The organism is Cognatiyoonia sp. (assembly GCF_965661665.1).
Lineage (GTDB): Bacteria > Pseudomonadota > Alphaproteobacteria > Rhodobacterales > Rhodobacteraceae > Cognatiyoonia.
On sequence record NZ_CBFIEO010000013.1, the window covers coordinates 15,043 to 36,336 of the forward strand.

The 21,294-nt window shown below is 56.7% G+C and carries 22 protein-coding genes, 1 tRNA gene, 1 other RNA gene and 3 pseudogenes; 17 read left to right on the top strand and 10 right to left on the bottom strand.

All coding sequences use genetic code 11. The annotated features are described in order from the left end of the window. The first annotated feature begins 100 nt into the window (after positions 1-100). The 4 genes from ACTF5F_RS09675 (at position 101) to ACTF5F_RS09690 (ending at position 6,294) form a co-directional block, all read left to right on the top strand. Positions 101-1,540 (top strand): Glu/Leu/Phe/Val family dehydrogenase, encoded by a 1,440-nt coding sequence (locus tag ACTF5F_RS09675; protein WP_438956670.1) that lies wholly within the window; start codon positions 101-103, stop codon positions 1,538-1,540. A gap of 94 nt (positions 1,541-1,634) precedes the next feature. Beyond that, a complete protein-coding gene (gene dnaG / locus ACTF5F_RS09680) occupies positions 1,635-3,611 on the top strand; it encodes a DNA primase (RefSeq protein WP_438956671.1) in 1,977 nt (658 codons plus the stop codon). Positions 3,612-3,754: 143 nt separating this feature from the next. Then, positions 3,755-5,737 (top strand): RNA polymerase sigma factor RpoD, encoded by a 1,983-nt coding sequence (gene rpoD / locus ACTF5F_RS09685; RefSeq protein ID WP_438956672.1) that lies wholly within the window; start codon positions 3,755-3,757, stop codon positions 5,735-5,737. 290 nt (positions 5,738-6,027) lie between these two features. Next, on the top strand, positions 6,028-6,294 hold the full coding sequence (locus ACTF5F_RS09690) for an HlyU family transcriptional regulator (RefSeq protein WP_438956673.1): 267 nt from the start codon (positions 6,028-6,030) through the stop codon (positions 6,292-6,294). Here ACTF5F_RS09690 and ACTF5F_RS09695 read toward each other — a convergent pair. Beyond that, positions 6,291-6,980: a nitroreductase family protein gene (locus tag ACTF5F_RS09695; protein WP_438956674.1), complete on the bottom strand. Its 690-nt coding sequence runs from the start codon at positions 6,978-6,980 to the stop codon at positions 6,291-6,293. The two genes, ACTF5F_RS09690 and ACTF5F_RS09695, sit on opposite strands and share 4 nt — an antisense overlap. A 63-nt stretch (positions 6,981-7,043) precedes the next feature. On the opposite strand from ACTF5F_RS09695, the pseudogene ACTF5F_RS09700 reads away from it, so the two are divergent. The 3 genes and pseudogenes from ACTF5F_RS09700 (at position 7,044) to ribD (ending at position 9,127) form a co-directional block, all read left to right on the top strand. Then, a pseudogene (locus tag ACTF5F_RS09700) lies at positions 7,044-7,459 on the top strand (secondary thiamine-phosphate synthase enzyme YjbQ). 127 nt (positions 7,460-7,586) lie between these two features. Next, positions 7,587-8,054: a transcriptional regulator NrdR gene (gene nrdR, locus ACTF5F_RS09705; protein WP_438956675.1), complete on the top strand. Its 468-nt coding sequence runs from the start codon at positions 7,587-7,589 to the stop codon at positions 8,052-8,054. After that, the gene (gene ribD / locus ACTF5F_RS09710) at positions 8,051-9,127 is read left to right on the top strand and encodes a bifunctional diaminohydroxyphosphoribosylaminopyrimidine deaminase/5-amino-6-(5-phosphoribosylamino)uracil reductase RibD (protein WP_438956676.1); all 1,077 of its coding nucleotides are present in this window, start codon (positions 8,051-8,053) and stop codon (positions 9,125-9,127) included. The genes nrdR and ribD overlap by 4 nt, the downstream gene beginning before the upstream one ends. On the opposite strand, the pseudogene ACTF5F_RS09715 reads toward ribD, so the two are convergent. Continuing rightward, positions 9,124-9,321 (bottom strand): annotated as a pseudogene (locus tag ACTF5F_RS09715) (hypothetical protein); the annotation flags it as partial. The gene ribD and the pseudogene ACTF5F_RS09715 overlap by 4 nt on opposite strands. Beyond that, a pseudogene (locus ACTF5F_RS09720) lies at positions 9,302-9,409 on the bottom strand (capsule biosynthesis protein CapA); the annotation flags it as partial. The pseudogenes ACTF5F_RS09720 and ACTF5F_RS09715, both read right to left, overlap by 20 nt. Positions 9,410-9,549: 140 nt before the next feature. Here ACTF5F_RS09720 and ACTF5F_RS09725 point away from each other — a divergent pair. From ACTF5F_RS09725 to nusB, 4 genes are all read left to right on the top strand, one after another. Then, a complete protein-coding gene (locus tag ACTF5F_RS09725) occupies positions 9,550-10,146 on the top strand; it encodes a riboflavin synthase (protein ID WP_438956677.1) in 597 nt (198 codons plus the stop codon). Between the two features lie 99 nt (positions 10,147-10,245). After that, complete coding sequence (gene ribB / locus ACTF5F_RS09730; RefSeq protein ID WP_438956678.1) at positions 10,246-11,376, top strand: 3,4-dihydroxy-2-butanone-4-phosphate synthase; 1,131 nt, start codon at positions 10,246-10,248, stop codon at positions 11,374-11,376. Continuing rightward, positions 11,376-11,909, top strand: a complete 534-nt coding sequence (locus ACTF5F_RS09735; RefSeq protein ID WP_438956679.1) for a 6,7-dimethyl-8-ribityllumazine synthase — start codon at positions 11,376-11,378, stop codon at positions 11,907-11,909. Before ribB ends, ACTF5F_RS09735 begins: the two co-directional genes overlap by 1 nt. After that, positions 11,906-12,373 carry a transcription antitermination factor NusB gene (gene nusB / locus ACTF5F_RS09740; RefSeq protein ID WP_438956680.1) on the top strand — a complete coding sequence of 156 codons (468 nt, stop codon included), beginning with the start codon at positions 11,906-11,908 and terminating at the stop codon, positions 12,371-12,373. The genes ACTF5F_RS09735 and nusB overlap by 4 nt, the downstream gene beginning before the upstream one ends. Before the next feature lie 222 nt (positions 12,374-12,595). Here the strand turns inward: nusB and ssrS are convergent. Together ssrS and ACTF5F_RS09750 are read right to left on the bottom strand one after the other, a co-directional pair. Further along, positions 12,596-12,755, bottom strand: a non-coding RNA gene (gene ssrS, locus ACTF5F_RS09745) — 6S RNA. A gap of 52 nt (positions 12,756-12,807) precedes the next feature. After that, positions 12,808-12,948, bottom strand: a complete 141-nt coding sequence (locus ACTF5F_RS09750) for a hypothetical protein (RefSeq protein WP_438956681.1) — start codon at positions 12,946-12,948, stop codon at positions 12,808-12,810. Positions 12,949-13,112: 164 nt separating this feature from the next. On the opposite strand from ACTF5F_RS09750, the gene ACTF5F_RS09755 reads away from it, so the two are divergent. Beyond that, entirely contained in the window at positions 13,113-13,571 is a 459-nt protein-coding gene (locus tag ACTF5F_RS09755) for an MmcB family DNA repair protein (protein ID WP_438956682.1), read from the top strand. Position 13,572: 1 nt separating this feature from the next. Here ACTF5F_RS09755 and kdsA read toward each other — a convergent pair whose 3' ends face one another. Both kdsA and ACTF5F_RS09765 read right to left on the bottom strand, forming a co-directional pair. Then, positions 13,573-14,418 (bottom strand): 3-deoxy-8-phosphooctulonate synthase, encoded by an 846-nt coding sequence (gene kdsA, locus ACTF5F_RS09760; RefSeq protein WP_438956683.1) that lies wholly within the window; start codon positions 14,416-14,418, stop codon positions 13,573-13,575. A gap of 1 nt (position 14,419) precedes the next feature. After that, positions 14,420-14,611: a DUF6324 family protein gene (locus tag ACTF5F_RS09765; RefSeq protein ID WP_438956684.1), complete on the bottom strand. Its 192-nt coding sequence runs from the start codon at positions 14,609-14,611 to the stop codon at positions 14,420-14,422. A 151-nt stretch (positions 14,612-14,762) separates the two neighbouring features. Here ACTF5F_RS09765 and ACTF5F_RS09770 point away from each other — a divergent pair. From ACTF5F_RS09770 to ACTF5F_RS09790, 5 genes are all read left to right on the top strand, one after another. Continuing rightward, positions 14,763-14,839, top strand: a tRNA-His gene (locus tag ACTF5F_RS09770). Positions 14,840-15,248: 409 nt separating this feature from the next. Next, positions 15,249-16,280: an RluA family pseudouridine synthase gene (locus ACTF5F_RS09775; protein ID WP_438956685.1), complete on the top strand. Its 1,032-nt coding sequence runs from the start codon at positions 15,249-15,251 to the stop codon at positions 16,278-16,280. A 166-nt stretch (positions 16,281-16,446) separates the two neighbouring features. Beyond that, positions 16,447-17,343 carry an RNA polymerase sigma factor RpoH gene (gene rpoH, locus ACTF5F_RS09780; RefSeq protein ID WP_438956686.1) on the top strand — a complete coding sequence of 299 codons (897 nt, stop codon included), beginning with the start codon at positions 16,447-16,449 and terminating at the stop codon, positions 17,341-17,343. A 104-nt stretch (positions 17,344-17,447) separates the two neighbouring features. Then, positions 17,448-18,446, top strand: coding sequence for a Gfo/Idh/MocA family oxidoreductase (locus tag ACTF5F_RS09785; protein WP_438956687.1), 999 nt, complete (start codon positions 17,448-17,450; stop codon positions 18,444-18,446). Positions 18,447-18,481: 35 nt separating this feature from the next. Continuing rightward, positions 18,482-18,694: a DUF4389 domain-containing protein gene (locus tag ACTF5F_RS09790; RefSeq protein ID WP_438956688.1), complete on the top strand. Its 213-nt coding sequence runs from the start codon at positions 18,482-18,484 to the stop codon at positions 18,692-18,694. Positions 18,695-18,742: 48 nt separating this feature from the next. On the opposite strand, the gene ACTF5F_RS09795 is transcribed toward ACTF5F_RS09790, so the two are convergent. From ACTF5F_RS09795 to ACTF5F_RS09805, 3 genes are all read right to left on the bottom strand, one after another. Beyond that, entirely contained in the window at positions 18,743-18,892 is a 150-nt protein-coding gene (locus ACTF5F_RS09795; protein ID WP_438956689.1) for a CDGSH iron-sulfur domain-containing protein, read from the bottom strand. Positions 18,893-18,894: 2 nt separating this feature from the next. Continuing rightward, positions 18,895-19,293, bottom strand: coding sequence for a (4Fe-4S)-binding protein (locus tag ACTF5F_RS09800; protein WP_438956743.1), 399 nt, complete (start codon positions 19,291-19,293; stop codon positions 18,895-18,897). A 180-nt stretch (positions 19,294-19,473) separates the two neighbouring features. Next, on the bottom strand, positions 19,474-21,291 hold the full coding sequence (locus ACTF5F_RS09805) for a M3 family oligoendopeptidase (RefSeq protein ID WP_438956690.1): 1,818 nt from the start codon (positions 21,289-21,291) through the stop codon (positions 19,474-19,476). Between the last annotated feature and the right edge of the window lie 3 nt (positions 21,292-21,294).

Consider the following 21,294-nt stretch of genomic DNA (forward strand, 5'->3'; position numbering starts at 1 on the left):
GGAAAAGAGGTGTGCTAGCGTCAGTTAATCTTCTAAGGTTCTGAATACCGAGAGTCCTTTTTGCCTCCGTGATATTTGATCAAAACAAAGGAGTGCCAAAATGGCACCTGAATCCTCTAAGAATGAACCGAGTTTTCGCGAGTCCGTCGACATCATGTTTAATCGTGCTGTTGCGCTGATGGGATTGTCGCCGGGGTTGGAAGAGAAAATCCGTGTCTGTAACGCGACCTATACTGTGCGGTTTGGCGTGCGGCTGCGGGGCGACATTCACACGTTTGTCGGATATCGCTCGGTCCATTCGGAGCATATGGAACCGGTGAAGGGCGGTATTCGCTACGCCCCCAGCGTGAACCAGAACGAAGTGGAGGCGCTGGCCGCTTTGATGACCTACAAATGCGCTTTGGTTGAGGCGCCGTTTGGGGGCTCCAAGGGCGGGCTCTGCATCAATCCGATGGATTATGAGGAGCATGAGTTGGAACTCATCACGCGGCGTTTTGCGTATGAATTGGCCAAGCGCGATCTGATCGATCCGTCCCAGAACGTACCCGCGCCAGATATGGGCACGGGCGAGCGGGAGATGGCGTGGATCGCCGACCAGTACCGCCGGATGAACACGAGCGACATCAACGCTGCCGCCTGTGTCACCGGTAAGCCGCCGAATGCAGGTGGTATTGCCGGCCGTGTCGAAGCGACGGGGCGCGGTGTGCAATATGCCTTGCAGGAGTTCTTCCGGCACCCAAAGGACATTGCGGCTGCTGGGCTTGAGGGCACGCTCAAGGGTAAACGCATCATTGTCCAAGGTCTGGGCAACGTGGGCTATCACGCGGCGAAATTCTTGTCCCAGGAGGACGGCGCGAAGATCACGGGCATTATTGAGCGCGATGGTGCGCTGCATGATGAGAACGGGCTGGACGTCGAAGCCGTGCGCGCTTGGATTACCAAGCATGGCGGCGTTGCGGGCTACCCTGATGCGCGGCACCGTGGGGACGGGGCCGAAGTGCTGGAAGCGGACTGCGATATTCTGATCCCTGCGGCGTTGGAAGGTGTGATCAACCTCGACAACGCAGAGCGGATCAAAGCACCTTTGATTATTGAGGCCGCGAACGGACCTGTCACGGCTGGTGCCGACGAAATTCTGCGGGATAAGGGCTGTGTCATCATTCCGGACATGTATGCCAACGCAGGCGGTGTGACGGTGTCATATTTCGAGTGGGTCAAGAACCTGAGCCACATCCGCTTTGGCCGGATGCAGCGCCGCGCGGAGGAAAGCCGCCACCAATTGCTCGTTGATGAGTTGGAGCGTTTGTCGGGCGACAAGGGCCTTGGCTGGGAACTGTCGCCAGGGTTTAAGGACAGGTACCTCAAAGGCGCGGGGGAGTTGGAGCTGGTGCGATCTGGCCTCGATGACACGATGCGCAAAGCCTACCAGGACATGCGGGAGGTCTGGCACGGCCGTGATGACGTGAAGGATTTGCGGACGGCGGCCTACCTTGTCTCCATTGGCAAGGTGGCGGCGAGCTACAAGGCCAAAGGGCTCTAGAGTCATTCGAGCGCAGCGGATGGTGCGTTCGCTGCGCTTTTATTTGCGACGATGACTTCTCGACTCTGCCGACGGCTGGCGGAATAATGCGAATATGAGTCTGCCACCCGGATTTTTGGACGAATTGCGCACCCGACTGTCGATGGGACAGGTCGCGGGGCGGAAAGTGATGTGGGACAACCGCAAGTCCAACCCTGGAAAGGGGGATTTATGGGCGCCATGCCCGTTTCATCAGGAAAAGACCGCCAGTTTCCACGTGGATGACAAGAAGGGCTATTATTATTGCTTTGGCTGTCATGCGAAAGGGGATGCAATTTCTTTCGTGCGTGAAACGGAGAATGTCGGCTTCATGGAAGCGGTGAAGATCCTTGCGGATGAGGCTGGGATGCAGATGCCCGAGCGCGATCCGATGGCGCAGCAGAAAGCGGATGAGAGGACGGAATTGGCCGAAGTGATGGAACAGGCGGTCAAACATTTCCGCCTGAACCTGCAAACTGGTGCGGCAGGGGCTGCGCGGGGTTATCTGGAACGGCGCGGTCTGGATGCGGAGGCACAGGCGCGCTGGAACATCGGGTTTGCGCCGGACAATGGCGGGGTGCTGGCGCATCTGACGGGCAAGGGCGTGGAACAGAAGAAGGTTCTGGATGCTGGCCTTGCGGCTGAAAGTGATCGGGGTGGCTCGCCTTATGATCGGTTCCGCGGCCGGATCATCTTTCCAATTCGCGATGCGCGCGGGCGGGCGATTGCGCTGGGCGGGCGTGCGATGGATCCAAATGCGCGTGCCAAGTATCTGAATTCGCCGGAGACTTTGCTGTTTGATAAGTCTCGAACCCTCTACAACCACGGCCCTGCGCGGGAGGCGGCGGGCAAAGGCAATCCGCTGATCGTGGCTGAGGGGTATATGGACGTGATCGCGCTGTCGGAGGCGGGCTTTCCCGCCACGGTCGCAGCTCTGGGCACGGCGATTACGGAGCATCATTTGCGGATGCTCTGGCGGATCGCGCCGGAGCCGATCCTTGCCTTGGACGGGGACACGGCGGGTCTGAGGGCGGCGATGCGGGTGATCGACATCGCGTTGCCGTTGTTGGAAGCGGGGCAATCCTTGCGCTTTGCTATCATGCCTGAAGGGTTGGATCCCGACGACCTGCTGAAACAGCAGGGCAAAGGCGCGATGCAAAAATTGCTCGACGATGCGATCCCAATGGTTCAACTGCTTTGGCGGCGGGAGACGGATGGCAAGACATTTGACAGCCCCGAACGGAAAGCTGCGCTTGATAAGGCGTTGAGGGATAAAATCAAATTGATCGCGGACCCATCGATCCGGAGCCATTATGGGCAGGCGATCAAAGACCTGCGTTGGCGGCTTTTCTCTGCCCGTCCGAAGGCTGCGGGGGCCGGTCCAAAGGCGAGACCGCGCGCGGGGTACGGACGCTATCAAGCGGATTGGCAGCGCAATGTCGCGCCGATTGCGAGCAGCAAAACTTCTGCATTGGCGTTAGGGGTCAGCAGTGAGGAATATCTTCGAGAGGCTGTCATCCTTGCCACTTTGGTCTCGACCCCTGCGATCTTGGTGGAGTTTGAGAGCGACATCGAAATGATGGAGTTTCGTGACACTTATCACGGACGTTTGCGTGATGTAATCTTGCGGCATGCCGAAAAAGATGACCTGCGCGGCGCAATTGATGCAGAGATTGGCACCAGCGCCCTTGAAAAGCTGTTCGGTCAAAACCATGTCGCCATCACACCAGCAGTGCGACGGGCAGGTGATCTGGAAACGGCCCGTCTGTGTCTGTCTGGCGAGTTTGGGAAAATGCGGGCGCGCGCGGGTCATCCGGCGGAACTTGCCGATGCAATGCAAGAAATCGAAGGCGTAACCGATGAAGGGCTGACATGGCGGTTGGCTCGGGCGGCGGAAGCGCTGGATCAAACCGCGAAGATCGCCGGCGGTGACGACACAGACTACGAAGAAGCCGAAAACGGCGCGAAATTAAACAAAGATGAACTTGGATCGCTTAACGATCTTCTGAATCAGATAGACTTTACTAAGGGTGGGTCACGGTCTAGGTCGTGAATCGCCAAAGGGAACAAGAGCAACAGAGCCAAAAAATAAGCATCTGATGCTTGCGAATCAGTCGTTCAAGGGATTGGTTCGGTTTAATGCGAATCACCCGAATCACTCCGGGTATATGTGACGTATGATGCAAGGGAGCCACCATGGCCGCCAAGGACACGGACGACCGTAAGCCCACCGATCAGGATGACGTATCGCTCGACATGAGCCAAGCCGCTGTCAAAAAGATGATCGCTGATGCGCGAGAGCGCGGATATATCACCTACGATCAGCTGAACGCGGTATTGCCGCCAGATCAGGTGTCCTCCGACCAGATCGAAGACGTGATGTCGATGCTGTCCGAAATGGGCATTCAGGTCACCGAGGAAGAAGAATCCGAAGAGGCAGAGGAGAACCAAGGCTCCACCGAGGTCGCGACCGTCAAAGGTCCAGGCGAAGTTGCGATCTCCACTGGTGAGACGGAGAAGCTCGACCGCACGGATGATCCTGTTCGGATGTATCTGCGGGAAATGGGCTCCGTCGAGCTGTTGTCCCGCGAAGGTGAGATTGCAATTGCGAAACGGATCGAGGCCGGCCGCAATACGATGATCCTCGGGCTGTGTGAAAGCCCGCTCACGTTCCAAGCGATCACCATCTGGCGCGACGAATTGCTCAATGAGGACATCCTGTTGCGCGACGTTATTGATCTGGAAACCACCTTTGGAAACCAGATGGGTGAGGATGATGAGGAAGAGGAAGTTGTCACGTCCTCTGCCACTGCCGCGCCTGCTGAAAAGAAAGAAGAAGCGCAAGAATTGGATGCCGATGGCAACCCGATTGCAAAAGATGATGACGACGATGATGATGACGTTGCAAGCATGTCTTTGGCGGCGATGGAAGCCTCGCTCAAGCCGCGTGTGCTTGAGACGCTGGACTTGATCGCGCGCGACTTTGCCAAGTTGAGCGACATGCAAGACGCGCGGATGTCCGCAACGTTAAACGAGGACAGCAGCTTTTCTGATAAAGAAGAGAAGAAATACCAAAAGCTCCGTCAGGAGATTGTGGACTACGTGAACTCGCTTCACCTCCACAACAACCGGATCGAAGCGCTGATCGACCAGCTTTACGGTATTAACCGTAGAATCATGTCGATCGACAGCGCCATGGTCAAACTGGCCGACCAAGCCCGCATCAACCGTCGTGAATTCATCGACGCTTATCGTGGGCGGGAACTTGACCCGAACTGGCTTGCCGAGATGGGCGAAAAGACTGGTCGCGGCTGGCAGATGTTGATGGAACGCTCCACCGACAAAATTGAAGAGCTGCGCGGGGATATGGCGCAAGTTGGTCAATACGTTGGTGTTGATATCACCGAATTCCGCCGCATCGTGCAGCAGGTTCAAAAGGGTGAGAAAGAAGCCCGTCAGGCGAAGAAAGAGATGGTCGAAGCCAACCTGCGTCTCGTGATCTCTATCGCCAAGAAATACACGAACCGTGGCCTGCAATTTCTTGATCTTATTCAGGAAGGTAACATCGGCCTTATGAAAGCGGTCGATAAGTTTGAGTATCGCCGCGGCTACAAATTCTCCACCTACGCGACATGGTGGATCCGTCAGGCGATCACTCGCTCGATCGCAGACCAAGCCCGCACAATCCGTATTCCGGTGCACATGATCGAAACGATCAACAAGCTTGTGCGGACCGGTCGGCAGATGCTGCATGAGATTGGCCGTGAGCCAACGCCAGAGGAATTGGCAGAAAAGCTGCAAATGCCTTTGGAAAAGGTCCGCAAAGTCATGAAGATCGCGAAAGAGCCGATCTCCCTAGAAACGCCGATTGGCGACGAGGAAGACAGCCAGCTTGGCGATTTCATCGAGGACAAGAACGCAATCTTGCCTTTGGACAGCGCGATTCAGGAGAACCTGAAAGAGACGACGACACGTGTTCTGTCCTCCCTAACGCCGCGTGAGGAGCGGGTTCTGCGGATGCGCTTTGGCATCGGCATGAACACTGACCACACGCTTGAAGAGGTCGGCCAGCAGTTCAGCGTGACCCGCGAACGGATCCGTCAGATCGAAGCGAAGGCTCTCCGTAAGCTCAAGCACCCAAGCCGGAGCCGCAAACTGCGGAGCTTCTTGGATCAGTAAGCCTTGGCAAGTTCGCTGACCAAAGGTCAGCACAATTGGGCTACGTTTATTGCATTCGCGGCCACTGTTAGTCCCACGGTCCTTGTCCCGCTCTGGTCGCTGTTTTTTGTGAAGCGGGCAACGTTCAGCTAGGCCTTCAACCAATGTCATGTTGGCCCGATTGGGATTGGTTGGGTGATCTGTCGAATTATATTCGAGTAAGATCGCTTCTGCTTTTTCTTCTGGCCGGACTTCCGCTAGTTTTATACGTCGGTTTGGTCGTCGTTTTGTTCATCTACGTTAGGAGATTTATGATGTGGTTATTTGGGCAAAAATCGAAGCTCGCTGAAGCCCCAAAAGCTGAAGAGTATAATGGGTACCGCATTTTTGCGGAGCCTATCAAAGAAGGCTCGACCTATCGCCTTGCGGCGCGGATTGAAAAGGACGCACCGGATGGGGTGAAGACCCATCAGGTGGTCCGCGCGGATACGTTCGGGGATTTGGATGAGGCGACGGAGATTTCAGCCGCCAAAGCGCGGCAGGTGATCGACCAGATGGGCGACGCGATCTTCGACTAGAAGAACTCCGATATCTGATCCAACGGCTTCTTGTACTTGGCCACCTCTGGAACAGTCGCATCCTCGGCCGCGTGGCCGACGGTGATGATCATTGTTGGTTTTTCGGACGCGGGGCGGTTTAGGGCGCCATTGAGGAATTTCATCGGGTTCGGTGTATGGGTCAGTGTGCTAAGACCCGCGTTGTGGAGCGCGGCGAGCAAGAACCCCGTGGCGATGCCCACGCTTTCCGGCACGTAGTAGTTTTTGTAACGGGTGCCGTCCTCAAATTCCCCCCACCGCTGCGCGAAGACGACGATCAACCACGGCGCGGTAGTGAGGTGCGGTTTGTTGGCGTCGGTGCCGATGGGTTCGAGCGCTTTGATCCATTCATCCTCAATCCCGCGTTCGTAGAATTTCTGTTCTTCAATCTCGGCCTCTTCGCGGATTCGGGCTTTCATCGCAGGGTCAGAAATGGCGGCGAAGAACCACGGCTGGTGATTAGCGCCGGAGGGGGCTGAGCCCGCCGTCATTAGGCAATGTTCGATCACTTCGCGCGGGACAGGTTTGTCGCTGAATTCACGGATGGAGTGTCGCTTACTCATGTAGTCGCGAAACGCCTCTGCATGGTGGAGCGCGTCCGCGACCGAGCGGGAGACGTGGTGCGGCAGGGGCAGCGCCCTATAAGACATGTTGCGTTTGTCGAGCATGGGTTTCCTCTCTGATCTTGCGGTACCATACGCGCTGCGTCAGGGTCAGGGAAAGGAGTGGGCATGAAGATTTTTGAGATCGAGACGCGTGGGCAAGGACTTTATGAGTTCACCGGCGATGTGGCGCGGTGGGTGCAGGCGTCGGATGTCGGTGAGGGGCTGCTCACGCTATTTGTGCAGCACACCTCTTGTTCGCCGCTCATTCTGGAGAATGCGGATCCAGAGGTGCAGGTGGATTTGCCAAACTATTTCGCCCGCTTGGTGCCGCCGACGACGGACCCGTCGATGTCCTATCTGCCCCATACACACGAAGGGTCGGATGATAGGCCTGCGTATATCAAGGCGGCGATGATGCCAGTAAGCTTGTCTATTTATGTCATGTCAGGGCGTTTGGCGCTTAGAACATGGCAGGAAATTTACTTTTCGAACGTCAGGACTGTCCGCACAGCAGCCGTGTGGTGGCGCATCTGTCAGCATAGGTCGGTGCCAAACCGACACATCATTTGGTGGTTGTGTTTTGGGCCTACCCAAACTCTGGCAAGGTGCCTATAGTATCTGTGGATAACTTGGGAAGATACCCAAGACGAAAGAGATGAGGACAGGCCCATGCGTTGCCCCTTTTGCGGAAACGTTGACACACAAGTGAAGGATTCCCGCCCTGCGGAGGATCACGCAGCCATCCGGCGGCGCCGGTTTTGTCCGGCCTGTGGCGGACGATTCACGACCTATGAGCGCGTACAGCTGCGCGATCTGGTAGTGATCAAGTCCAACGGTCGGCGCGAAGATTTTGACCGCGATAAGCTGGAACGCTCGATCCGGATCAGTCTTCAGAAACGCCCGATTGATCCAGACCGAATCGACCAGATGATTTCCGGCATCGTTCGGCGGTTGGAGAGTATGGGCGAGACCGACATTCCATCGACCACCATTGGTGGGATCGTGATGGAAAGCCTCGCGCGGATCGACACGGTGGCCTATGTGCGCTTCGCCAGTGTTTACAAGAACTTCCAAGCGGCGGACGACTTCGACAAATTCGTCAGTGAGTTGCGGCCTGACGACTCCCCAGCCTCGTGACGACCCACACAGATGTAGATTTCATGCGCACCGCGCTGTCCCTTGGGCAGCGCGGTTTGGGTCGAGTTTGGCCCAATCCGGCGGTGGGCTGCATTCTGGTGAAGGCAGGGCAGGTCGTGGGGCGTGGCTGGACCGCGGATGGTGGACGTCCCCATGCAGAGGTTGTGGCGCTGGCCGAAGCTGGAGCTTTGGCGAAAGGCGCCACGGCTTATGTGACCTTGGAGCCTTGTGCCCATATCGGCGAGACCGGTCCTTGTTCGGAGGCACTGATCGCCGCCGGTGTCGCGCGGGTTGTTGTGGCGACGACAGACCCTGATCCACGGGTGAGTGGCAAGGGGATTGAAATGCTGCGCACCGCGGGCGTCGACGTTGCGGTTGGTGTTTGTAAGGGCGCCGCCAATCGTGACCATGCTGGCTTTTTTGCGCGGGTGTCAATTGGTCGGCCATTTGTCACGTTGAAGTTGGCAGGGTCCGTGGACGGGCGGATCACGACCCGCACGGGCGAAAGCCAGTGGATCACGGGGCCGGAGGCGCGGCATGTAGTGCATGCCATGCGAGCTCGGCATGACGCCGTGATGGTTGGGGCCGGCACGGCGCGGGCCGATGACCCATCATTGAACGTGCGGGGCATGGCTGATGTGCCTCAGCCGGTGCGGGTGGTTGTCAGTCAGAACTTGAACATTCCGACGGATGGTACGATTGCGCGAACGGCAAATGAGCAGCCGGTGTGGGTTCTGCATCAGTCTGGTGCGGCGACCTCGGTTTGGGAAGGGCTGGGTGCGCGGTGCTTTGACTGTGATGCGCCGATGGATTTGGCCAAGGGGCTCGAAGCCTTGGCCGAAGCCGGGTTGACCCGCGTGTTCTGCGAAGGTGGCGGTGGGTTGGCCGCGTCGCTTTTGCGAGCGGGTCTTGTCGACGAACTTGTTGTCTTCACCGCAGGCGTTGGCATCGGCGCGGATGGGATGTCGAGCTTGGCGTCGCTGGGGGTAGAGGCCCTTTCAGACGCACCGCGCTTTGCGCTAGAGGATGTGCGGTCCGTGGGGCCTGATACGATGACTGTCTGGCGTCGCTAGCGCCAAAGGTGGGCGTAGCTCGCAAACAGCCCTTGGAGTTTTGAGAGGCTGCGATTGAAACGCCCGGGCGCGGGTATTTCGCCTTTGTCAAGCCGGTCGACGATCACTTCCACAGGGCAGGGACGACCCGTGACGGGATCGCGGTAGCGCGGATAGTCAATGAGCATAGCGTGGACCAACGCGCGACACGTCGGCGCCAGCTTTGCGCAGCATAGTCGCCAATTTGTGGAAGAACGGGCCGTGCGGGCCCTGCAAGAACAAGAAATTGCGAACAGATGACATGATCATACCGACAACATCCGCATTAATACTTGTTCCTATACCCTGATGATTTGCCAAAAATATGGCAGAGATCTTGGCCTGAAAACTTGTCTGTCGACAGCTTGACCGCTAGGTCAGGGGAAACAGCAAGGAATACCATCATGTTCACTGGGATCATCACCGATATCGGGACCGTGCTTGAGTTAGAGCAGCGCGGCGATCTGCGGGCACGGATCGGCACGGTTTATGATGTGGATAGCATTGATTTGGGCGCGTCGATTGCCTGCAACGGCGTGTGCCTGACGGTGATCGCTTTGGGACGGGAGCCGCAGAACTGGTTTGATGTAGAGATCTCTGCCGAAACTGTTGGTGCGACAAATGTGGGATCATGGCGCGAAGGGGCGCGGGTCAACCTTGAGCGGGCGTTGAAGGTTGGGGATGAGCTTGGTGGCCACATCGTTTCCGGTCATGTAGATGGCGTGGCTGAGGTGGTGGATGTTCGGGATGAGGGCGACAGCACCCGTGTGACGTTCCGCGCGCCAGAGGCATTGGCAAAGTTTATTGCGCCGAAGGGGTCGGTTGCACTCAATGGCACTTCGCTGACGGTGAATGAGGTCGCGGGCGCGGATTTCGGCATCAACTTTATCCCACACACAAAGTCCGAGACAACTTGGGGCGATGTCGCCGTGGGTGACAAAATCAACATCGAAATTGATACGATGGCGCGCTATGTCGCGCGGTTGCGCGAATACGGGTGACCATGTCAAGTCGCGTTTGCGATCAACGTGGCGTCCTGGCCCCTTTCAAACAATTGGCGGGTCGGTTATGCGCTGTGAAACCACTGCATGGGGATGCACATGAGCACCACGTTTGAAACACCTGGTCAGGTTGAACGCGATTGGTCCGACGCGATCTCTCCCATTGAGGAGATCATCGAAGATGCGCGTAATGGGAAGATGTTTGTTCTTGTCGATCATGAGGATCGGGAAAACGAAGGCGATCTGGTGATCCCAGCGCAAATGGCGACGCCGGACGCGATCAATTTCATGGCCAAGCACGGGCGCGGATTGATCTGTTTGACGCTCACGAGCGAGCGGATCGATGCGTTGGACCTGCCGCTGATGGCGAGTCACAACTCCTCCCGCCATGAAACGGCGTTTACGATTTCGATTGAAGCGCGTGAGGGTGTGACCACGGGCATCTCCGCGGCGGATCGCGCTCGGACGGTCTCAACAGCGATAGATGCCTCTAAGGGTGCGGCAGATATTGCAACGCCGGGGCATGTCTTCCCATTGCGCGCGCGGGATGGCGGCGTTTTGGTGCGGGCCGGTCATACCGAAGCGGCGGTGGATATTAGCCGGTTGGCGGGCCTGAACCCGTCTGGCGTGATCTGCGAGATCATGAAGGAAGATGGGGAGATGGCACGTCTGCCGGAACTCGTTTCCTTCGCGCAGCTTCATGGTTTGAAGGTTGGCACGATCAGTGACCTGATCGCTTACCGCCGCCGCCACGATAACCTTGTCAAAGTCCGCAAGACGGAGGCGATCACGTCTGAATTTGGTGGTGAATGGCAGCTGCGTGTTTACTCAGACGAGACACAGGGCGCGGAACATATCGCATTGATAAAAGGCGATATTTCAACGGATGAGCCGGTGCTTGTACGGATGCATGCGCTGGACCCAATGCTGGATATCGTGGGCACAGGGCCGAAGGGTCGCCGAAATGAGTTTGGCGATGCGATGCAGGTGATCGCGGAAGAAGGTCGGGGTGTGCTGGTCCTGTTGCGCGACGTGCATATGCAGATTGACCCAACCGAAGAAGGCTCCCCCCAAACATTGCGGCAGTATGGTGTGGGCGCGCAGATCCTCAGCACGCTGGGCTTGAGTGACATCACGCTTTTGACTAACTCCCCTCAGCCGAAAGTTGTCGGGTTGGATGCCTATGGCCTTGAAATTGTCGGCACGCGCAAGATTTCGGAGATCGGATAATGGCTGGACCGTCCCACTATGTGATGCCGCGTGCGGAGATGGAGAAGCCCACGAAAATCCTGATCGTAGTGTCGCCGTATTACAAAGACATTGCCGACAATATGATTTCGGGCGCCGTGGCGGAAATTGAAGCCTCCGGCGCGACGCATGAGATTGTTGAGGTGCCAGGTGCGCTGGAAATTCCGACTGCGATTGGTATTGCGGAGCGGATGTCAAACTTTGATGGCTACGTTGCTTTGGGCTGCGTCATTCGGGGGGAGACGACGCATTATGAGACGGTCTGCAACGACAGCAGCCGCGCGATCCAGTTGCTGGGACTTCAGGGGCTTTACATTGGCAACGGCATTTTGACCGTTGAGAACCGCAAGCAAGCCGAAGTTCGGGCTGATCCCGCCGATCAGAACAAGGGCGGCGGTGCGGCGGCTGCGGCCTTGCACCTTGTTGCGCTGTCTCGTAAGTGGGGCCGCCAGGACAAGGGGGTGGGGTTCACTTCTGATATCCTGTTGGCTCAAGACGACACCAAGACGGTATGACCCTTTCAAACAACCAAAAACGCAAAATGCGCTCTGCCGCGCGGCTTTACGCGACGCAGGCGCTGTTTCAGATGGAGGCCAGCGGCCAATCCGTCGAGGGCGTGATGCGCGAGTTTGAGGATCATCGCTTTGGCGCGGTCTATGATGATGTTGAGATGCAAGAAGGCGATCTTGACACGTTTCGCAGCTTGATGGAACGGGCTGTGAATGAGCAGGCCAAGATCGACCAATTGACCGATCGTGCCTTGGTCGCGAAATGGCCAATCGCGCGGATTGATCCAACGCTCCGCGCGGTGTTCCGTGCAGCAGGGGCAGAAATGTTGGAAGGCGACACGCCGCCCAAGGTCATCATCACTGAGTTTGTGGACGTCGCTGGCGCGTTCTGCACCGATGAGAAAGAACCGCGGTTCGTGAATGCGGTTTTGGATCACATGGCGCATGAGGTTATGCCGGAGAAGTTCTAGGACGTCAGGCAGTCGATTGAACCGGTCAGAGTGGATTGTCCGCGTTCATCCATTGCGCCCCACACTGCGCCGCTTGGTTTTCAAAGAGTGCAATCCTAGATCTAGACAAAGTTGATGTTGTCGACTTTGGTCTTGCACTGGCGTGTCGATGAGGTGTCGATCAGCAACGCATGCAGTTCGTGAGGGACGACAGTCCAGCAACAGTCTGAAAAGGAAATGGTGGCGGGATCCGCAGCGACCGTCGAAGGTTTATTCCCGAGGACCTGTATATACAGGTGGGCGCCAGATAACTGAACCAGGGCTCAGACAGAGCCAGCTCCCTCGGATTTGCTTAAGGCCACTGGAATGTAACCAACATGCATGACGAGAAGAGCAGACCACCGCCGCCTTTGCAGGTAGGACGAGGTGCGTGCAATCTCAAGCGGTAAATGAAATTATTCAGATGTGACGAGCAGGAGACCGTTGGAGCCAACAAGTGGGTCTGGCAACATCGGGAGGGCAAACCGTTCAATCCAACCTAGCGCGATAAGGGCCAAGCAAACGTCCATGAAGGCGATGTCGAACACTGAACTCATTATTCACTCCCAGGTGTTGATGTTTAATGGATCGTTGAGAACTTGGGCAAGAAAATGGTGGAACTGAGAAAAAGATTCACAATCGGAGGGTGAATGCGGGGCAAATCCATTAGCTCTTGGCACTTCGGGTTGACCGATGTTTATGTTTTGTTCATGTTTGCGGCATGCCGAACGAACTTCCTCCACAAAGCCTGATGCCAGGGCAATTGCTTGCTCGTGGGGTGTCTCGACACCTGCGGCAGCATGATTTTGTTAGTGTTGAAGAGTTGGTGCCGACCTTTGGTTTGCGTGTAGATGTGATGGCATTGGGACCGAAAGGTGAGATTTGGGTCATTGAGTGCAAATCATCCCGTGCAGATTTTCAATCAGACTCAAAATGGGTAGGCTATTTGAAGTGGTGTGACCGCTTCTTCTGGGCGGTGGACCAGGATTTTCCGACCGACTTGCTGCCGGAGGATACAGGTTTGATCATCGCGGATGGCTACGATGCAGAGATCATTCGCGTCGGGCCCGAGCGCAAGCTGCCACCTGCACGGCGGAAAGTGATGACGCAGAAATTCGCCCGGCATGCGGCCGTGCGGGCGCAAGCAGCGCGTGATCCGAACGCGCAGTTCGCTTGGTAGCCTAGCCGAGGTTCAGGGGCGGGAGCGCCTTTACCGTATCATCCACAGCTTTCATCTGTGACAGAAACGGTTCCAATTGATCCAAGGGCAGGGCGCTTGGTCCGTCGCAGAGCGCCTCATCAGGGTTTGGATGCGCTTCTAAGAAAAGCCCTGCGATCCCCACAGCCAATCCCGCGCGACCCAATTCGGCGACCTGATCCCGACGCCCGCCAGAGGCTGCAGCCCCCGCTTCGCGCATTTGCAGCGCGTGGGTCACATCAAAGATGATTGGGGCGTCATTGCTGAAGTTGCGCATGGTGCGGAAGCCCAGCATATCGACAACGAGGTTGTCGTAGCCGAAGTTCGTGCCGCGCTCGCACAGCAGGATCTTGTCATTGCCTGCTTGTGTGATCTTTTCGACGATATTGCCGATCTGAGGTGGGCTCAGGAATTGCGGCTTCTTGACGTTCACAACTGCGCCGGTTTTGGCGATGGCTATTATGAGGTCGGTTTGCCGGGCCAGAAACGCAGGGATTTGCAGGATATCGCAAACCTCGGCCACGGGGGCCGCTTGGGCGATTTCATGCACGTCTGTTATGATCGGGACGCCGAACGCCGCTTTCACATCTGAAAAGATGCGCAAACCCTCATCGAGGCCGGGACCACGGTAGGAAGTGATGGAGGAGCGGTTGGCTTTGTCAAAGGAGGCTTTGAAAACGTAAGGAATGTCCAGCTTTTCGGTCACTTTGACATAAGCTTCGGCCACTTGGAGGGCCAGATCGCGGCTTTCGAGCACGTTCATGCCGCCCAGCAGCACCATTGGTTTTGCGTTGTCGATTTGGATGTCGTTGAGTGTGACTGTGGCCAATCTATTTGCCCTTCACGGCGCGCGCAGCCATCGCGGCGGCTTTCAACTCTTCAGCGATTTCTTCGGCCTCGGTAGGGTCAAAATCCATCGGGATTTCAACGCCTGTGCCTTCGACGTAGATGCGGACCATGCCTTGGTCCGTGGGGCCAATCTGGATGTTGGCCTCGATATCGCGTTCGTCGTTGATGCCCATGGGAATTTTTCCTTTGTCTTGGCCCCGTGCCTATCGCAGCGCGGTTGGGTTTGGCAAGTCAGGGTAACTGCCCAAAGGCCGTGGGTTTTCCAACCAATTTGACGACAAATACCTTGTCATCGCAGTATAGCGGGGTTACATCGCCCCACGTGCCGCCTTAGCTCAGTTGGTTAGAGCGCTTGATTGTGGATCAAGAGGTCCCTGGTTCGAGACCAGGAGGTGGTACCAATCCTACCTTATTCTTGTGTATTTCATGTGGAACTGGCCTGCTCATTGAGGGGCCTGTTCTTCTTAAACATGTTGATTGAGACTCAGCGAACACCCGGGGTCTCAGAGGGTGTGTGGGGTACGTACGTACGTCCTCACCTGCCACAATTGGGCCGTATTTAGAGCCGTTTGTTTCCTATGAATAAACAATCGGTAATCGGCGGCTAAACAATTGTTTGTGTTTGCGGCAGATAGCACATCAGACACACGTTTTGGGCATGCGCCACTGACACTTGACGAAATCCGTGGGCGTTCGATCGTTTTACATCATGGGCTTGACCAGGATGGTGAGAGCGGGCCTAAGGTCGCTTGTGGGATTATCCCTGAGGTTTTAGTTGCGGTTTGTCGGGATGCGTACGACAAGCTGACTATGACGCACCGCACAATCCATTTCACAATATCTGCCGATCCGCCCAAGCGGTTGGATAAGGCTTTGGCGCGGGATGTGCCGGAGGATGCGGCTTTAAGCCGGTCGCGGATGGTGAAATTGATCGAACAAGGGGCAGTGTCTGTCGACGGTGTTGTGTTGGATCAACCACGCGGCTCCGTTGTCGAGGGGGCCGAGGTGTCGATCACCGTCTCGGAAGCCGTCGAGAGCCATATCGCGGGGGAGGATATCCCACTCAAAGTAGTTTTTGAGGATGACGACCTGATCGTTTTGAATAAACCCGCGGGCATGGTGGTGCATCCGGCGCCGGGAACGCCGTCTGGTACGCTTGTAAATGCGCTTATTCATCATTGTGGGGAGTCGTTGTCTGGTGTTGGCGGGTCGAAACGGCCAGGGATCGTGCACCGGATCGACAAGGATACCTCTGGCCTGTTGGTAGCGGCGAAATCTGATGCTGCGCATCAGGGATTGGCGAATCAATTCGCGGCCCACACGGTGGAGCGGCGGTATTTGGCGGTTTGTTACGGAGCCCCTGACAGCAATGATCCGCGGTTGCGCGGGATCAAAGGGACGAGTTTTGAGCCTGGGAATATCCTGAAGGTGCAGACGTTTCTTGACCGCCACAAGACGGACAGACAGCGGCAGGCTGTGTTCTTTGAGCGCGGACGGCACGCTGTGACGCGGGCCCGCATTGTTGAGGCGCTGGGCAACCCAGTTTCAGCCGCGCTGATCGAATGTTGGTTGGAAACCGGCCGGACCCATCAAATTCGGGTGCATTTAGCCCACTGTGGGCATTCCCTGATTGGCGACCCGGTTTACGGCGGGCGGCGAAAGCTATCCCCCAAAGCGGTCGGTGCGGTAAGCGCTCAGAACGCAGCGGCGTTTCTGCGTCAGGCGCTTCACGCAGCGACCTTGGGGTTTGAGCATCCTGTGACCAAGGACACCCTGTCATTTGAAGCGCCAATGCCGGCCGATATGGCGGAACTTGTCGCGAATTTGCGGGTTGGGGCATGAAATAATCTATCCCATGTGCGTGAGCGCACTGAAACGTGACTTTCAATGCCCTACGGCGCTGCTCATATGTATTTGACGAAAAGTGTTATTGGTCCTCTTGAAAAGGGTCGTTAGCGCAACCATATTGATGTTAAGCCTATAAACATAACCGAATATTGGGAGACACATGAGCAATTATTCCAACCTTCCGGCCCCATCGCCAGAGCAGGGCCTCAACCGCTATATGCAGGAAATCCGCAAGTTCCCGATGTTGGAGCCTGAGGAAGAGTACATGCTGGCCAAGCGGTGGGTGGAGGATGAGGATACAGAATCCGCTCATAAGCTTGTCACATCTCACCTGCGCCTCGCAGCGAAGATTGCGATGGGATACCGCGGCTATGGCTTGCCACAGGCTGAGGTGATCTCTGAAGCGAACGTCGGCTTGATGCAGGCGGTCAAGAAGTTTGACCCTGAGAAGGGCTTCCGCCTTGCGACCTATGCGATGTGGTGGATCCGTGCCTCCATTCAGGAATACGTCCTGCGGTCATGGTCGATGGTAAAAATGGGCACCACCAGTGCTCAAAAGAAGCTGTTCTTCAACCTGCGCAAAGCAAAGAGCCGGATTGGTGCGCTTGAAGACGGGGATTTGCGTCCTGAAAACGTCTCGCGGATCGCGAATGATCTGGGCGTGACGGAACAGGAAGTCGTCAACATGAACCGCCGTCTGTCGGGGGGTGATGCATCGCTCAACGCGATGGTCGGCACCGATGGCGACAGTGCGACACAGTGGCAGGATTGGCTTGAGGACGAAGATGCCGACCAAGCGGCTGCCTATGAAGAGCATGATGAGCTGACTGCACGTCGTGAGCTTTTGGCGGAGGCAATGGATACGTTGAACGATCGTGAGAAGGACATTCTGATGCAGCGCCGACTGTCGGAAGAGACGATCACGCTGGAAGATCTGAGTTCGCAGTACGGTGTGAGCCGTGAGCGTATCCGCCAGATAGAGGTCCGCGCCTTTGAAAAGCTGCAAAAGCGGATGAAGGAACTCGCCGGCGAAAAGGGCATGCTGGAGACAGCCTAAGCATTTGAAACCATGAGACTCCCGGTGGTGTATGCCCCCAGGGTTTTTCTTTGGACTCTTTGCGGTAACCACGTAGTCTCGTCCCAAGGCAGAGGGGACCGTTCATGACATTTCGTTGGGGCATCTTGGGCGCGTCAAAGTTTGCGGCGGGGCACATGGGGCCTGCGATCCATGCGGCGTGTGGGAATACTCTGGCCGCGCTGGCGACGTCATCGGCGGAGAAGGCCACGCCGTTTGTCAAAATTGCGCCGGATATCCACGTTTTTGAGGATTATGAGGCGTTGTTGGCGTCTGATGCCGTGGATGCGGTCTACATCCCATTGCCAAACCACTTGCATGTGCCTTGGTCCGTCAAGGCGTTGGAGGCTGGCAAGCATGTGCTTTGTGAGAAGCCAATCGCGCTTCACGCCGATCAGATCAATGACGTGATTGCGGCGAGGGACGCCACCGGCAAACACGCGGCGGAGGCGTTGATGATCGCGCATCATAGCCAGTTCAAACGTGCCAGAGACTTGGTGCACTCAGGCGCCATTGGCACGCTACGCCATGTCGATGCGGTCTTTACCTTCAACAATGCAGGCGATGTGAGCAACATCCGCCATGACCCCAGCAAGGGCGGTGGCGGGCTGTATGACATTGGCGTTTATACCTGTTCTGCTGCGCGGATTGTGAGCGGGCAGGAGCCGGATCGGATCACCCTCGCTAATTTGGAGCAGGAGCATGGCGTCGACGTCTACGCCCAATTCGCGGCGCAGTTCCCAAGTTTCAGCATGTCGTCGATGGTGTCGATGCGGTTGGCCAAGCGGCAGGAGGTTGTGTTCCATGGCGATGCGGGTGTCCTGAAGCTCACCTGTCCGTTCAATGCCAATGTCTTTGATCTGGCGGAGGTGTCGCTTGAGGATGCGTCGGGTCAAAGAACGCTTGAGCGCTGGCCAGCGGAGAACCATTATTTCAAGCAAGTGGAAAACTTCGCCGCGACAGCCCAGACAGGGGCAGACTACCCTTGGCCGTTGGAGCAGAGCATTGGCACGCAGCGTATGCTGGATATGATTTTTGAAGCTGGTGGCGGCCAGCCCGCCCAGTTGGTTGGAGAGACAACCTAACCGAGCACGAAACGCCAGAGTCCGACTATGACAACATGTTCATCCGCCTGATCACGATGATTATCGCGGCGGTGTTGATGAGCATGGCGCAGACGCTGCTGGGTCTGATCACGATGGCGCACTTCATCATTATGCTGATCGCCCAGCGGGAGCCGAACGAGCAATTGGAAGAGTTCGGAACAACCATGGGCATGTGGATGGCCAAAGCCACGCGATACCAAACGGCTGCAAGCGAAGTGAAACCGTAGCCGTTTACGCAGCTTGATTGACTCACGAGCTGCTCAAGGTTTGGTGATTTAGGAGGCCCGATCCTCAAATCCGATATCTTTGTGGCTTCTATCGCGGAATGGCTTGTTGTTGGACGCCCCGCACCGGCAAAGGAAGATGTTCTTGCCCTGAACAATTTTATGTCCCGTGCCGGTGGTCAGTTCCACGTTTCCGGCCACTTTCAACGGGCCGTCTGGGACACGGGCGGCGGTAACGTTGCCGCCGGTCTCTTCGACAGGGGCGGGTTTCTTCGGTTTTGGCTCACCTGAGGCGGCAAAACCCGTATCGACATGGCTGTAGTCGCAATAGGGTTTGTTTTGGACAAACCACAGCGGCAGAGCGTGGCGCGTGTGGTTTCATCACCTTCGATGTCGAGGTCGCCCGATACTGCGAGGGGGCCATTTTTCAAAATAGCAATGCGGTTTAGCTTTGGTGGCGCCTCGGCTGCGCCGTCATTGTAGCGAAACCCGAGCGCGCCGGAGGGGCAGGAGCGGATCATGGCTGCAACCTCTTCCGCAGGGGCCTTGTCAGGTTGCATCCAAGGGCGCTGGGCGGGGTTGAAGGCTTCGGGAAGCTTCAGAAAGCAATTTCATGCGTGGATGCATTTTGACATGTCAAACGTGACGGTGATGTCTTGGCCCAGGTATTCTTTGCGTTTCATGGTGATCCTCCGCTTTGCTGAGCTTTCGTGCAGCCTAGCGAGAGTGTGCCCCCTCACCAGATGTGTTTGCGCACAGCCGATCGTGACCGCCTGCACAGGTTAGTCTTCCATCGCTTCCAACTCATCGATGAAGCCTTCGATCATGCTGAGGCCCTTGTTCCAGAAGGCTGGATCGCTGGCATCAAGGCCGAAGGGGGCCAAAAGCTCTTTGTGGTGCTTGGAGCCGCCCGCCTTGAGCATGTCAAAGTATTTGGCTTGGAAATCCGCGTCGCCTTCTTCGTAGACGGCATATAGCGCGTTCACGAGGCCGTCGCCGAAGGCATAGGCGTAGACGTAGAAGGGTGAGTGGACGAAGTGGGGGATGTAGGCCCAGAACGTTTCATACCCGTCGGCAAAGTCAAAAACATCGCCAAGGCTTTCGGCCTGCACCGACATCCAGAGTGCGTTGATGTCGTCGGGGGTGAGTTCACCCTCTGCACGGGCGGCGTGGAGTTTGCATTCAAAGTCGTAGAAAGCGATCTGACGCACCACGGTGTTGATCATGTCCTCAACCTTGCCAGCCAAGAGCACCTTACGCTCTTCCTTGCTCGCAGCCCCGTCCAGCAGTTTGCGGAAAGTGAGCATTTCCCCAAAGACGGAAGCCGTTTCAGCCAAAGTCAGCGGGGTGGAGGACAGGAATTCGCCTTGTTCGGCGGCCAAGACCTGATGCACGCCGTGGCCCAGTTCGTGGGCCAATGTCATCACATCGCGTGGTTTGCCCAGATAATTGAGCATTACGTAAGGATGGACTGTCGTGACAGTCGGGTGCGCGAAAGCGCCTGGTGCTTTGCCGGGTTTCACTGTCGCGTCGATCCAGCCTTTGGTGAAGAAAGGCTGCGCCAATTCGGCCATTTTCGGGTCGAAGTCGCCATAGGCGTCGAGCACGGTCTTGGTAGCATCATCCCAGTTGACCAGCCGCGTGTCATCCATCGGCAGTGGCGCGTTGCGGTCCCAGACCTGCATCTGGTCAAGGCCGAGCCATTTGGCTTTGAGCTTGTAATAACGGTGCGACAGGCGCGGGTAGGCGCCTACGACTGCATCGCGGAGGGCTTGGACGACCTCAGGCTCCACATGGTTTGACAGATGGCGGCCGGTCTGCGGTGTCGGCATCTTGCGCCAGCGGTCCTCAATCTCTTTCTCTTTGGCGAGTGTGTTGTGGACGCGGGCGAAGATTTTGATGTTGTCTTTAAAGACATCGGCCAGCGCGTGTGTCGCTGCCTCCCGCTTGGCGCGGTCCTGTTCTGTGAGCAGGTTCAGCGTAGCTTCGAGGTTGAGGGTTTCACCATCGACGGAAAATTCCAGCCCCGCCATGGTTTCATCAAAAAGGCGGTTCCAGGAGGCGGATCCGACGGTGGATTGATCGTGCAAGAACTTTTCTAACTCATCAGACAATTGGTGCGGTTTCATCGCACGCATCCGATCGAAAACGGGTTTGTAGCGAGCGAGATCTGCATTCTCGGCCAGCATGGATGCGAGAGTATCATCGTCCAACCGGTTGAATTCCAATGAGTAAAAGACAAGCGGCGTGGTGAAGCCTGTGATCTTGTCCTGCATGTTCGCCATGAACTGCGCACGTTCGGCATCCGTGGTGATCTGGTAATAGCGCAGACCCGCAAAGGACATGATGCGGCCTGCAATCTCGCTGATCTTTTCGTTGCGCTGGACGGCTTTCAAAAGACCTGCGGCGTCCAGTTCGGCCAATTTATCTTCGTAGTCAGCAGCAAAGCTTGCGCATTCTTTTTCCAGCCACCCAAGATCGCGCTTCAGCTCTGCGCTGTCTTCGCTTGGGTAGAGTTCAGTCAGGTCCCATTCAGGCAGGTCGCCAAAATCGTCGCCGCTGTCAGAGTGCGCATTGAAAACAGGAGTTGGAAAGCGCATTGA